The following is a 13,298-nucleotide window of genomic DNA, read 5'->3' as shown; positions in this document are numbered from 1 at the left end:
ATGTTGTGGGTCAGTTCCAGGGCTCGAGCGAGACGCATAAAAAAATCCGATGCCAGTACAGGCATCGGATTTTGATTTCTTGCGGCCAAAGGTCAAGCGAGAAGGCTTAACTGATCGGCATTAGCCCAAAAGGCCGGTTTTTTATTGGTCTGTCCGCAGGTCATGGAGCCTTGTCACCCTTGCGTCCGGGGGGCTGACTGTCCGGCTTGGTGATCTTGAGCGCGCGGTCGGCGACCTTGGCGTTATGCACCAGGCGACAGAGCACGGCGACGACGATGATCGCCAGCACTACCCAGATGACAATGGCTTTGACGTACATGGCGAAACCTCTCGCGCAAAACGATCCTGCCGATCGCCGACGTCCCTGTAGCAATAGTATTAATCCATTGTGGCAGGTGTTGATGATCTTGCCTCTCGTTTCTGATTTGCGCTGTTTATCAGCTATCTCCCCGGATGAAGCGACAGTTTCCCCGACCGGTACTTTAATGGATGTTCTGGAGCGACTGATCGCGGGGCTGTCATAGCCTTATGGCTATGGATCCCATACCGAAAAGCTATTTCATCAATCGGTGATCCGGATCCACGCTCAAGGGTGGTTAGCTAAAACAAAATAAAGAGGAGATGCCATGTCAACTGAATCGAAATGCCCGTTCAATCACGCCGCTGGCGGTGGCACGACGAACCGCGACTGGTGGCCGAACCAACTGAACCTGAAGATCTTGAGCCAGCACTCGCCCAAGTCTGACCCGTTGGGGGGCGACTTCAACTACGCCGAAGCCTTCAAGAGCCTGGACTTCCAGGCGCTGAAAAACGACCTGACAGCGCTGATGACCGATTCCCAGGACTGGTGGCCGGCGGACTTCGGTCACTATGGGCCCCTCTTTATTCGCATGTCCTGGCACGCCGCCGGCACCTATCGCACCGGCGACGGCCGGGGTGGCGCCGGTTCCGGCCAGCAACGTTTTGCACCGCTCAACAGCTGGCCCGACAACGTCAGCCTCGACAAGGCCCGCCGGCTGCTCTGGCCGATCAAGCAAAAGTACGGCAACAAAATCTCCTGGGCCGACCTGATCGTCCTCACTGGCAACGTCGCCCTGGAATCCATGGGCTTCAAGACCTTCGGGTTTTCCGGTGGGCGCGCGGATGTCTGGGAGCCGGACGAAGACGTTTACTGGGGTTCTGAAAAAAAATGGCTGGGTGGCGATAGCCGCTATGGCAAAGACGACAGCAAGCCCGCGCAACCGCCAGGCGACGTGCCGCTGGTGGCTGAGCCAGGGCGGAACGAAGACAGCCGTACCGAAAATGGCCGCGATCTGGAAAACCCCCTCGCCGCGGTGCAGATGGGCCTGATCTACGTGAACCCGGAGGGCCCGGAAGGCGAGCCTGATCCGGTCGCTTCGGCCAAGGACATCCGCGAAACCTTCGGCCGCATGGCGATGAACGATGAGGAAACCGTGGCGCTGATCGCCGGTGGCCACGCCTTCGGCAAGACCCACGGCGCCGGGCCTGCCGACAACGTCGGGGCGGAACCCGAGGCCGCCGGCCTGGAACTGCAAGGCCTGGGCTGGAAGAGCACATTCGGCACCGGCAAGGGCGCCGACACCATCACCAGCGGCCTGGAAGTGACCTGGACCACCACGCCGACCAAATGGAGCAACAACTACCTGGAAAACCTCTTCGGGTTCGACTGGGAGCTGACCAAGAGCCCCGCCGGCGCCCATCAGTGGAAGCCGAAGAACGGTGCCGGTGCCGGGACCATTCCCGATGCCTTCGATCCATCCAAGCGCCGTGATCCGACCATGCTGACCTCGGACCTGGCCCTGCGTTTCGACCCGATCTACGAGCCGATCTCCCGGCGCTTCCTGGCCAATCCCGATCAACTGGCCGATGCCTTCGCGCGCGCCTGGTACAAACTCCTTCACCGTGACATGGGCCCGCTCTCGCGTTACCTCGGTCCGGAAATGCCGACCGAAGAGCTGCTGTGGCAAGACCCGATCCCCGAGGTCGATCATCCGTTGGTCAATGACAGCGATGTGGCAGGCCTGAAAAGCAAGGTGCTGGCGTCCGGCCTGTCGGTCTCGCAGCTGGTATCGACCGCCTGGGCGGCGGCTTCCACCTTCCGTGGCTCCGACAAACGCGGCGGCGCCAACGGCGGGCGTCTGCGCCTGGCTCCGCAAAAATCCTGGCAGTCCAACCAGCCGGAGCAACTGGCCAATGTGCTGGGCAAACTCGAAGGCATCCAGAAGGATTTCAACAGCGCGCAAACCGACGGCAAGAAAATCTCCCTGGCCGACCTGATCGTGCTTGCCGGTGGCGCAGGTGTCGAACAGGCGGCGAAAAATGCCGGCCACAGCGTGACGGTGCCGTTCAGCCCGGGACGTACGGACGCCAGCCAGGAACAGACCGACGTCGATTCCTTCGGTTTCCTTGAGCCGATTGCCGACGGCTTCCGCAACTACCTGAAGCAACAGTACCGTGTGCCCGCCGAAAAACTGCTGATCGACAAGGCACAACTGCTGACGCTCAGCGCGCCGGAAATGGCCGTATTGCTGGGTGGCCTGCGGGTGTTGAACGCCAATGTCGGCCAGAGCAAACACGGTGTGTTCACCCAACGGCCGGAGGCGCTGACCAACGACTTCTTCACCAACCTGCTCGATATGGGCGTGGAGTGGAAGCCGGTGTCGGACGCCCAACAGGAGTTTGAAGGACGTGATCGCAAGAGCGGTGCGGTGAAGTGGACGGGCACCCGGGTTGACCTGGTCTTCGGCTCCAATGCGCAGTTGCGTGCGGTGGCCGAATTCTATGCCAGCACCGATTCGCAGCAGCAGTTCGTCAAGGACTTCGTCGCTGCGTGGACCAAAGTGATGAACCTGGATCGATTCGATCTGAAATAGGGGAGGTTGGCGTAACGCTGGAATGACGTGCCCTCCGGCTTCTGCATCAGCGGAGGGCATCCAGTGACCAGATTACCCAGTGAATGGGGCATCTTCCTCCTTGAACTGTTCACGATTCTTGTAGGCCCATCCAGAGAGCGAATTGCTCTCCAGGATTTCATCCTCGACTGCGTCCTTAAGTGCATTGCGCGACTGGTTATCTTGAATCAATATGTTTTTCAGAAAATTGCCCTGCCATGCAGGGTGGTGTGAAACTTTTCAAATATATGGAGTGTTAAAGGTGCAATCAGGGATAAAGTTTGTAAAAGCGAAAGTGCCCTATTTTTTTCTTGCATTTACGTTGTTGCCAATTTTCTTTTTTTCGATGCTTGTTCCAGCGTACGCGGATACGTCATTTTACTCTGCTCTTGATAGTGATATTGATAGATATTTTTTCGGGAGTGTGGGTTTTGGCTCGTCTAATTTTCCTCTGGTTTCCAAGGTTGTCGCTAACTATATTTGTTTGCTTGCACCGTTTTTTGCGCTGGGCTACTCGTATTTAATTATAAGTAAATCGAAATTTACAGCGTCTAATTTTGAAGACGCACCGCTACGCGTTTTTTTGATGTTGCCGTTTTTTTTGGTTTTGCTTTCTTTTTTTGTGATTTATATTAATTATCTTGATTACACTAATCTAATTGCTAAAAAGAAAATGAGTTTTTTCGGGAGGAGCGAGTTTTTATACGCGATTTTGTCATCTGGCATAATGTATTTGATATACAATCTGACGCTTGTAAATATTCTGTTTTTTAGATATTACCCGGTCGCGGCATTCATTCGATTTCGTCGGTTTATGTCGCAACCATGAACCGAAAGCAGAAGTGTGTTGCTCGCCAGTCAGCTTTGAATGAATGAGAGGTTTTCCTCTCGAATGGCGCTGGCAGCTTCATCGTATAGAAACGGCAGAAACATATAACGGCTTCCCTGGGTTACCGAAGTGGCCTCGTGCAAAAGTGAACAGGAAAACACCACAGCCCCTCCTGTGGGAGCGCTGTAAAGCCCTTTTCCATACTCCGGGAAACGGAGAAAGCCACCTTCGAATTCTCCCGAATTGAGAAACAGGGAAACGGCAAAACGGCGATGTGCCGTACCCTTCGTGGTGTTATCCCTGTGGGGCCGGAAATACCCGCCTTCCTCGCTGTTGTAGCAGGACACCAGATAGCGCTCCATTCGAGTGGCATTGAACTGGAAGGCTTTCTGTAACTCTGGCAGCAGGCGGTTGGTGATACGCAATGAACAGGCCTTGGATAGAACATCATCTTCAATGACGCAGTCACGACGTTTCTTGTGGCTGTGGTCTTTTATGTGGACGGTTTTCCCCGCCTGCTCTGTCATGAACCCGGATTCCTCTCCGCCGCGTTCGTCGTAATAACTTATCAGTGCCTTACACAACGACGGCTCGAATATCCGCGGAACCACCAGGACGGGGGCGTGTGGCGTGGCGGCATGTGGCGCGGCCAGTGCAGGCAATTTATCCAGATAGCGCACCAACGAGGGGACATGGTTATCAATCGCTGCCTCTATCGGGACGATGGCCAGGACACGTAGCGCAGGATCCAGCACATAGGTCATTTGCCGGATGCTGCCGTCTGGCTGCAAGACACCGTAGAGCTGACTGACCGCCCGATCGAAATCCCAGATGAAGCGTATGCCGGGGATCAAACTTTCCACGCGCTTGAGCTTTTCATCATCCGGATCGACGGAAACACCAAAGAAGCAGACTTGAGCATCATCGAACCGCTGGCGATGGGCCTGGATACTGTCCAGTATTTCAGTGGCTGCAGGGTCAGCCGCAGACCCGAAAAAACACAGCACGACATACCGACCGGCAATGGTATCGAAACAAAAGCGTTCTCTGAGTTGAGTGCGGCAATGGAACCAGGGGGCTGGCTGACCGACTGAAAATGCCGTGGCACGCATCACAACTCCTTGCCGGTTGGCAGTGGATCGCTGGCATGAAGACCTTGCCTGTAACGCTAGTTCAGTCTTGGCGACGCTGCCCGGAGCGCTGAAGGTCTTTGTGGCCGAGTTGCTTGACCACCCACACTGGGTTTTCGCCAGCAGATTGTTATGGCATCAGCGCGGATTTCTCCTACAGACCGGGGTGTGGCCGGTGCTTAATATAGGTATTCGTGTTTGATTAAAGGCAGTTGAAATGGGGCTGACTCTGTAGGTGGGGTAACAGCTAACTCCGTTGGTGGCGCGAGAGATTTAGCAGGTTTTTAAGTAAGGGCTAGTTGTGAGAGTGTTTTCTATTGTTGTTTTGCTTCAGTGCTTGATGTTTCCTTTGCTCTGTAGAGCAGACCCGACTACTGCTCTAATCAAAGCGTATGCAGCTAGTCGTGATCTTCCAGTTGTGGATGCGGTACGAGAGTTCATTCATGAAAATTCTGATCATGGAGATGGCATATGGAACAAAAAACATGGAAATAACAATGTTTACGTATTAGATCATTTGTTCCGAACTGCAATGGATGATCCCAAGGCCGAACGGCCCGAATTACTTTGCGGTAATCGCTCCACCGCGATGCAGGCGATCCTGGAAAAGCTAGGGATCCGCGCTCGCACAATTTATCTTCATTCGAATTATGCCGGTTCATTGATGGGGCATGTCTTCGTAGAAGTAATGAATCCTGCCACAGGCGCTTGGGAAATTCAGGACGCGGATTACAATGTTGCGTACGAAAACTCTGAAGGTCGGCGACTGGGCATCGCAGCGTTGATTGCAGAGCCTGATTTCTCAAAAATATTTCCAGTGAACGCACGAGCAAGAGGGTGGCAGGCAACTAATGCTAAACCCTTGATGATGGGGCAGTTTTTCAATGTTGCGTTTGTTCCGGCTTCGGGGATGCTTTATTACAATCAGCAGGCGCTTGATACAAATGTGCTTTCAGAAGTCGACGCTTACATACGCGAAAATCATGGAGAACTTTATTACATACCTGCACGCTTGGGTGATTACCTGATTCGACCTGTCCTTGAGTTCAATAAAGGCATTTCCAGGAGCTGAGGAAGGTACTCATCCTGCAACTTCCCGCTCCCGGAGCCAACCCTTAAGCCATCTACTGTTGTTCAGCACGGACAGACCACGCATCGATCACCGATTGCAGGAACTGCTCCGACAAGCGCGGGTTGTCCAGGGCTCTGGCGATCAGTATCGCCCCGGTGATCGATGACAGGATGCGCAAGGCTTGCTGGTGTTTTTCCTCCTCGGTTTCGCCGTCGACCAGTGGCAGCAACGTATCGATCAGGGTCTGCACGCCTTGGGTGAACGAGTGGCTGACGGCGCCGCCGTTGCGCGCGACATCGGCGCCCAGGGCAGGGATCGGACAGCCCTCGGTCCAGTTTTTCAAGTGGCCCTGGGTCAGGTAGCCCTTGAGCAGTTCGGGAATGGACCGGGCCGCTCGCCAGTCTGCGATGTTGGTTTCGAACGTGCGGCTGACCGCCTCTGACGCCAACTGCTCCTTGCCCCCGGGGAACTGTCCGTAAAAGCCGCCGTGGGTCAGGCCCACCGAGCGCGACAGCTCGGCGATCCCGATGCCGTCGATGCCTTTTTCCCGGTACATCTTCGAGGCCGCGCCGAGGATCGCTTCCTTGTTGGCGGCTGCCTGGTCTTTCGTCACTTTCATGAGCGGGTCCTGCCATCCGATGAGCGCCCTGGCGAATTTTCGCCGGGGGGCTGGTAATTATGATGATCGTAATATAAATTCGCGGTCATGGTTTTGCCAGTCCCGAGCCCGTGGCTCGAGTCAAACCACCGCAAAGGGTGCTGACCCATGAAACGAAATGATCTGCGCAGTATCGACCTCAATCTGCTGGTGGTTTTCGAGGCGCTCATTCAGGAGCGCAATGTCACCCGGGCCGCAGAAAAGCTGTCCCTGGGCCAGCCGGCGGTCAGCGGCGCATTGGGTCGTCTGCGAACACTGTTCAACGACCCTCTGTTTAAACGCATTGGCCACAAAATGGAACCGACCACCCGCGCCTTGCAGCTCGCACAAACCCTCGGGCCGGCACTGGACTCCATTTGTGCCGTCGTCAGTCTGCCGGCGTGCAGTAAAAAACCCAATTGATTCATAGGCTTGATCTCTACATTTGTTTTTTTGCGCTTAAACATGATGGTCATCATTAATGATGATAGCCAAGTTCACTCCGATCGATTCGTCGCTGCCCCTTGTGCGGCCGAGAATTCTCCAACCCTTAAATCGTCAGGTGGACCTCCAATGGAACAGTCACTCAAACCTTTGCGTTATCCACTCGTTGCCCTGACGCTGGCGGCCATCACGGCCTGCGGTCAGGCACCTGACGCCGCCAAGGCGCCCGGTGCGCCATCTGTCACGGTCGCAAAAGTGCTTGAGCAGCCCATTACCGAATGGGACGAAGTCACCGCCCGCCTGGAAGCGCCGGAAACCGTCGTGGTTCGTCCGCGGGTGTCGGGGCAGATCGATCGTGTCGCCTTCACGGATGGCGAGTCGGTGAAGAAAGGGGACTTGCTGTTCCAGATCGATCCACGGCCGTTCGAACACGAAGTGCACCGCCTCGAGGCGCAGTTGCAGCAAGCTCGCGCCGCGCAGGTTCGAAGTGCCAACGAAGCGCAACGCGGCCAGCGCCTGCTGAGCAGCAATGCGATTTCTGCGGAACTGGCCGACACGCGCACCACCAGCGCCCAGGAAGCCCGCGCCGCCGTCGACGCGGTGCAGGCGCAACTCGATCTCGCACGGTTGAACCTGAGTTTCACCCGCGTTACCGCGCCGATCAGCGGGCGCGTCAGCCGTGCCGAAATCACCGCCGGCAACATCGTCAGCGCCGACACCTCGGCGCTGACCAGCGTGGTCTCCACCGACAAGGTCTACGCCTATTTCGATGCCGACGAGCGCCTGTTCCTCAAGTACGGCCAGCTCTCCCGCCAAGGCCGGCGCAGTCAGTCCACGCCGGTGTACATGGGCTTGTCGAACGAGGAGGGCAATCGCCACCTGGGGCAGATGAACTTCGTCGACAACCAGGTCAATCCCAAGACCGGCACCATCCGTGGCCGCGCGGTGTTCGACAACGCCGACGGCCAATACACCCCGGGGCTGTACGCCCGATTGAAACTGGTGGGCAGCGCGGCCTATGCCGGCCTGCTGATCAAGGACGAGGCGGTGGGCACCGACCTGGGCAAGAAGTTCGTGCTGGTGATCGACCAGGACAACAAGGCCGTGTACCGCAGCGTCGACCTGGGGCCGAAGCTCGAAGGCTTGCGCATCGTGCGCAGCGGTTTGCAGAAGGAGGACCGCATCGTCATCAACGGTCTGCAGCGGGTTCGTCCCGGTGCGGTGGTCGCGCCTCAGGACGCGCCGATGGCCGATGCGCAAACCGTCGCCACCCTGGCCCGTCAACGCCAGGCCATCGAGGCGGGCAATCAGCCCGTCGCTCCGTCACCGGCGCTGGTGAAAACCGATGCTGCCGTATCGCCTCGCGGATAAAGGAACACCGTCATGAAGTTCTCCCAGTTCTTTATCACGCGGCCGATCTTCGCCGCGGTGCTGTCGCTGCTGATCCTGATTGCCGGCGGCATTTCGCTGTTCCAGTTGCCGATCAGCGAATACCCGGAAGTGGTGCCACCGACCGTGGTCGTCCACGCCAACTACCCCGGAGCCAACCCCAAGGTCATCGGCGAAACCGTGGCTGCGCCCCTTGAACAAGCCATCACCGGCGTCGAGAACATGTTGTACATGTCTTCGCAGTCCACGGCGGACGGCCGGCTCACGCTCACCGTGACCTTCGCCCTGGGCACCGACCTGGACAACGCCCAGGTGCAGGTGCAGAACCGCGTGACCCGCACCGAACCGAAGTTGCCGGAGGAGGTGACGCGCATCGGCATCACCGTCGACAAGGCGTCGCCCGAGCTGACGCTGCTGGTGCACCTGGTGTCGCCGGACAAGCGCTACGACATGCTCTACCTGTCCAACTACGCGATCCTCAACGTCAAGGATGAGCTGTCGCGCCTGGACGGTATCGGTGACGTGAAGATGTTCGGCATCGGCGATTACTCGCTGCGCATCTGGCTCGACCCGAACAAGACCGCGTCACGCAACCTGACCGCCACCGACGTGGTCAATGCGGTGCGTGAACAGAACCGTCAGGTCGCGGCCGGCCAACTGGGCTCGCCGCCGGCACCCAACGCCACCAGCTTCCAGATGTCGATCAACTCCCAGGGGCGGCTGGTCAGCGAGGAAGAATTCGAAAACGTCATCGTGCGCAGTGGCGCCGACGGCGAGATCACCCGCCTCAAGGACATTGCCCGGATTGAACTCGGCTCCAACCAGTACGCACTGCGCGCACTGCTCAATAATCAGGAAGCGGTAGCAATGCCGATCTTCCAGCGCCCGGGTTCGAACGCGATCGACGTGTCCGACCAGGTGCGGGCGAAGATGGCCGAGCTGAAGAAGAGCTTCCCGGAGGGCTTGGACTACGAGATCGTCTATGACCCGACCATCTTCGTGCGCAGCTCGATTGAAGCGGTGGTGCATACGCTGTTCGAAGCGCTGATCCTGGTGGTGCTGGTGGTGATCCTGTTCCTGCAGACCTGGCGCGCGTCGATCATTCCGCTGGTGGCGGTGCCGGTGTCGCTGATCGGTACCTTCGCCGTGATGCACTTGCTCGGGTTCTCGCTCAATGCGTTGTCGTTGTTCGGCCTGGTATTGGCCATCGGCATCGTGGTCGACGATGCGATCGTGGTGGTGGAGAACGTCGAGCGAAACATCGAGTCGGGGCTTGAACCGGCCGAGGCCACCAGGAAGGCCATGGGCGAGGTGACCGGGCCGATCATTGCCACGGCGCTGGTGCTCTGTGCGGTGTTTGTGCCGGCGGCGTTCATCTCCGGCCTGACGGGGCAGTTCTACAAGCAGTTCGCCCTGACCATCGCGATCTCGACGGTGATCTCGGCGTTCAACTCGCTGACCTTGTCGCCGGCGTTGGCGGCGGTGCTGCTCAAGGCTCACGGCGCACCCAAGGACCGCTTCTCGAAAGTGCTGGACCGCCTGTTCGCTGGCTGGCTGTTCAAACCCTTCAACCGACTGTTCGAAAAGGCCGGCCATGGCTACGTCGTGGCAGTGGCCAAGGTCATTCGTGGCAGCAGTGTGGCGTTGCTGGTCTACGCCGGCCTGATCGCCATGACGTACATGGGCTTCAGCACCACGCCGACGGGGTTCGTGCCGACCCAGGACAAGAAGTACCTGGTGACGTTCGCGCAACTGCCGGACGCCGCCAGCCTGGATCGCACTGAATCGGTGATCCGGCGTATGAGCACCATCGCCATGAACGAGCCGGGTTTCGACAGCGCCGTGGCTTTCCCGGGGCTGTCGATCAACGGTTTCACCAACAGCCCGAACGCCGGCATCGCGTTCATCGGCTTGCGGCCATTCGATGAGCGCAAGGACCCCAGCCTGTCGGCCGGGGCGATTTCCGCTTCGTTGAACGCCAAGTTCGGCGGCATTCAGGACGCTTACACCGCAGTGTTCCCGCCGCCACCCGTTCAAGGCCTGGGCACCATCGGCGGTTTCCGCCTGCAGATCGAAGACCGCGGCAACCTGGGTTACGACGAGCTGTACAAGGAGACCATGAACATCATCGGCAAGAGCCACAGTGTTCCGGAACTCGCCAATCTGTTCACCAGCTACACGGTCAACGTGCCCCAGGTCGAGGCCGCCATCGACCGGGAAAAAGCCAAGACCCACGGCGTGGCGATCAACGATATTTTCGACACCTTGCAGGTGTACCTCGGCTCGCTGTATGCCAACGATTTCAACCGTTTTGGCCGTACCTATCAGGTCAACGTCCAGGCCGAGCAACAGTTCCGCCAGGAGCCGGAGCAGATCGGTCAGTTGAAGGTGCGCAATGACCGGGGCGAGATGGTTCCGCTGGCGACCTTCGTCAAGGTCAGCCCGACGTCCGGACCGGACCGGGTCTCGCACTACAACGGTTTTGTCACCGCGGAAATCAACGGCAGCGCGGCCCCGGGCTATAGCTCCGGCCAGGCCCAGGCGGCGATTGAAAAGCTGCTCAAGGAAGAACTGCCCAACGGCATGACCTACGAGTGGACCGACCTGACCTACCAGCAGATCCTCTCCGGCAACACGGCGTTGCTGGTGTTCCCGCTCTGCGTGCTCCTGGCGTTCCTGGTGCTGGCGGCCCTGTACGAAAGCTGGAGCCTGCCGCTGGCGGTGATCCTGATCGTACCGATGACGCTGCTGTCGGCGATTGCCGGAGTGATCATCTCGAAGGGCGACAACAACATCTTCACCCAGATCGGCCTGATCGTACTGGTGGGCCTGGCCTGCAAGAACGCGATCCTGATCGTCGAGTTCGCCAAGGACAAACAGGACCAGGGCCTGTCGCCGCTGGATGCCGTGCTGGACGCCTGCCGCATGCGCCTGCGGCCGATCCTGATGACCTCGTTCGCCTTCATCATGGGGGTGATCCCGCTGGTGACGTCCACTGGGGCCGGTTCGGAAATGCGTCGTGCCATGGGCGTCGCCGTGTTCTCCGGAATGCTCGGGGTGACCTTCTTCGGCTTGCTGCTGACGCCGGTGTTCTTCGTCCTGATTCGTCGCTACATCGAAGGTAAGGCCGCACGCAAGGCAGCCCGCGCCCACTCGCTCAACGTCATTGATCCGGAGGCACACTGATGAACGCTTTCAAGCTGTTTTTACCGAGTCTTCTGGTCACCGCGTTGGCGGCATGCACGGTCGGGCCGGACTACAAGACCCCGGACACGGCGCCTGCCCATGTGGTCTCGGCGCAAGGGGCCAGCTACGATCAGACGCGTTTCGAGACGGTGTGGTGGCAGCAATTCGATGACCCGACGCTGAACCAACTGGTCGGCAAAGCGCTCAATGGCAACCGCGATCTGCGCGTGGCCTTCGCCCGCTGGAAAGCCGCCCGCGCCATCCGCGATGACGTCAGCAACGACAATCTGCCGGTGGTCACCAGCCGGGTCAGCAGCCAGCAGGGCAAGTCGCAGGTGCCGGGGCAGACAGAGCATCGGGTCAATACCGACCGCTACGACCTGGGCCTGGACATGGCCTGGGAGATCGACCTGTTCGGGCGCATCCAGCGCGAGCTGGAGTCCAGCGATGCCCGCGAAGACGCCACGGCGGCGGACCTGTACCAACTGCGGGTGAGCATGATCGCCGAGTTGGTGGACGCCTATGGTCAACTGCGCGGTGCGCAACTGCGGGAAAAAATCGCGCTGGCCAACCTCAAGAATCAAAGCGAATCGCGCAGCGTGACGGTGAGTTTGCGTGACGCTGGCGTGGGCAATGAACTCGACGTGGTGCGTGCCGATGCGCGGTTGGCGGCCGTCGAGGCGACCGTGCCGCAACTGCAGGCGGAACAGGTGCACCACAAGAACCGCATCGCCACGTTGCTGGGCGAGCGCCCGGACACGATAGGCATCGACCTGGGGCCAAAAGACTTGCCGGCCATCGCCAAGGCCTTGCCGATTGGCGACCCGGGCGAGCTGTTGCATCGGCGTCCGGACGTGCTCGCGGCGGAGCGGCGGTTGGCGGCTTCAACGGCCGATGTCGGCGTGGCCACCGCCGACCTGTTTCCACGGGTGAGCCTGAGTGGCTTCCTCGGGTTCACCGCAGGGCGAGGTTCGCAAATCGGTTCCAGTGCCGCCCGCGCCTGGAGCCTGGGCCCGAGCATCACCTGGGCAGCGTTTGACCTGGGCAGTGTGCGGGCGCGCATTCGTGGCGCCAACGCCGACGCCGAAGGGGCATTGGCGACCTATGAGCAACAGGTGTTGCTCGCACTGGAAGAATCGGAAAACGCCTTCAGCGACTACGGCAAGCGCCAGCAACGCTTGCTGTCGCTGATCAAGCAAAGCGAGTCGAGCCGTGCTGCGGCCGACCTGGCGGCGACGCAATACAAGGAAGGGGTGGTGGATTACCTGGTGCTGCTTGACGCACAACGTGAGCGCCTGAACGCCGAGGATGCCCAGGCGCTGGGTGAAACCGACCAGTACCGCGCCATTGTGGCGATCTACAAGTCCCTCGGTGGTGGTTGGGACAGCGGCGAAACCCGGCTGGCGAAAAACAACTGATGAACCCGGTGTTGTTGTAGGAACGAGCCTGCTCGCGATGGTCGTCAACGATAACGCGTGCGTCCTGACTGAACGCGGCGCACTTGGGTCCATCGCCAGCAAGCCGGCTCCTACAAGGATTTATAGGTCACTCGGTCTCGTGTAGGAGCCGGCTTGTAGTGGTCGAATGTTTTTGGACCATGATGTAGGAGCGTCGACTTTAGGAATCATCATGGGATATCGGGTTGTTACATCTGAGGAAAAAGCGGAGGCGATCCGTTTGGTTGTGGAAATGGATTACT

General features: G+C 58.8%; 9 protein-coding genes. 6 read left to right on the top strand and 3 right to left on the bottom strand.

Translation table 11 applies throughout. From position 1 onward, the window contains the following. Positions 1-160 precede the first annotated feature (160 nt). A complete protein-coding gene (locus EI969_RS30170; protein ID WP_178120483.1) occupies positions 161-319 on the bottom strand; it encodes a hypothetical protein in 159 nt (52 codons plus the stop codon). A gap of 307 nt (positions 320-626) precedes the next feature. Between EI969_RS30170 and katG the strand changes: the two genes are divergently transcribed. Next, the gene (katG, locus tag EI969_RS00040) at positions 627-2,894 is read left to right on the top strand and encodes a catalase/peroxidase HPI (protein ID WP_160385377.1); all 2,268 of its coding nucleotides are present in this window, start codon (positions 627-629) and stop codon (positions 2,892-2,894) included. A gap of 876 nt (positions 2,895-3,770) precedes the next feature. Here the strand turns inward: katG and EI969_RS00035 are convergent. After that, entirely contained in the window at positions 3,771-4,853 is a 1,083-nt protein-coding gene (locus tag EI969_RS00035) for a redoxin domain-containing protein (protein WP_160385376.1), read from the bottom strand. A gap of 358 nt (positions 4,854-5,211) precedes the next feature. On the opposite strand from EI969_RS00035, the gene EI969_RS00030 reads away from it, so the two are divergent. Then, positions 5,212-5,943 carry a hypothetical protein gene (locus EI969_RS00030; RefSeq protein WP_160385375.1) on the top strand — a complete coding sequence of 244 codons (732 nt, stop codon included), beginning with the start codon at positions 5,212-5,214 and terminating at the stop codon, positions 5,941-5,943. 52 nt (positions 5,944-5,995) lie between these two features. On the opposite strand, the gene EI969_RS00025 is transcribed toward EI969_RS00030, so the two are convergent. After that, on the bottom strand, positions 5,996-6,562 hold the full coding sequence (locus tag EI969_RS00025; RefSeq protein ID WP_160385374.1) for a TetR/AcrR family transcriptional regulator: 567 nt from the start codon (positions 6,560-6,562) through the stop codon (positions 5,996-5,998). Positions 6,563-6,709: 147 nt separating this feature from the next. On the opposite strand from EI969_RS00025, the gene EI969_RS00020 reads away from it, so the two are divergent. The 4 genes from EI969_RS00020 (at position 6,710) to EI969_RS00005 (ending at position 13,017) form a co-directional block, all read left to right on the top strand. After that, positions 6,710-7,003 carry a LysR family transcriptional regulator gene (locus tag EI969_RS00020; RefSeq protein WP_160385373.1) on the top strand — a complete coding sequence of 98 codons (294 nt, stop codon included), beginning with the start codon at positions 6,710-6,712 and terminating at the stop codon, positions 7,001-7,003. Between the two features lie 150 nt (positions 7,004-7,153). Further along, positions 7,154-8,395: a multidrug efflux RND transporter periplasmic adaptor subunit MexE gene (gene mexE / locus EI969_RS00015; RefSeq protein WP_160385372.1), complete on the top strand. Its 1,242-nt coding sequence runs from the start codon at positions 7,154-7,156 to the stop codon at positions 8,393-8,395. Between the two features lie 12 nt (positions 8,396-8,407). Further along, the gene (locus EI969_RS00010) at positions 8,408-11,599 is read left to right on the top strand and encodes an efflux RND transporter permease subunit (RefSeq protein WP_160385371.1); all 3,192 of its coding nucleotides are present in this window, start codon (positions 8,408-8,410) and stop codon (positions 11,597-11,599) included. Next, positions 11,599-13,017, top strand: a complete 1,419-nt coding sequence (locus tag EI969_RS00005; RefSeq protein ID WP_160385370.1) for an efflux transporter outer membrane subunit — start codon at positions 11,599-11,601, stop codon at positions 13,015-13,017. The genes EI969_RS00010 and EI969_RS00005 overlap by 1 nt, the downstream gene beginning before the upstream one ends. Positions 13,018-13,298 lie beyond the last annotated feature (281 nt).

The organism is Pseudomonas sp. PB101, from assembly GCF_009764265.1.
Taxonomy (GTDB): domain Bacteria; phylum Pseudomonadota; class Gammaproteobacteria; order Pseudomonadales; family Pseudomonadaceae; genus Aquipseudomonas.
Note: the sequence above shows the minus strand (reverse complement) of the source record. Positions and strands in the feature narration are given on the sequence as shown.

What these genes read in the sequence shown, in the direction of transcription:
- EI969_RS00030 (WP_160385375.1), top strand. Translation starts at nt 5,212, where the DNA reads ATGTTTCCTTTGCTCTGTAGAGCAGACCCGACTACTGCTCTAATCAAA.
- EI969_RS00005 (WP_160385370.1), top strand. Translation starts at nt 11,599, where the DNA reads ATGAACGCTTTCAAGCTGTTTTTACCGAGTCTTCTGGTCACCGCGTTG.
- EI969_RS00020 (WP_160385373.1), top strand. Translation starts at nt 6,710, where the DNA reads ATGAAACGAAATGATCTGCGCAGTATCGACCTCAATCTGCTGGTGGTT.
- EI969_RS30170 (WP_178120483.1), bottom strand. Translation starts at nt 319, where the DNA reads ATGTACGTCAAAGCCATTGTCATCTGGGTAGTGCTGGCGATCATCGTC.
- EI969_RS00035 (WP_160385376.1), bottom strand. Translation starts at nt 4,853, where the DNA reads ATGCGTGCCACGGCATTTTCAGTCGGTCAGCCAGCCCCCTGGTTCCAT.
- EI969_RS00025 (WP_160385374.1), bottom strand. Translation starts at nt 6,562, where the DNA reads ATGAAAGTGACGAAAGACCAGGCAGCCGCCAACAAGGAAGCGATCCTC.
- mexE (WP_160385372.1), top strand. Translation starts at nt 7,154, where the DNA reads ATGGAACAGTCACTCAAACCTTTGCGTTATCCACTCGTTGCCCTGACG.
- katG (WP_160385377.1), top strand. Translation starts at nt 627, where the DNA reads ATGTCAACTGAATCGAAATGCCCGTTCAATCACGCCGCTGGCGGTGGC.
- EI969_RS00010 (WP_160385371.1), top strand. Translation starts at nt 8,408, where the DNA reads ATGAAGTTCTCCCAGTTCTTTATCACGCGGCCGATCTTCGCCGCGGTG.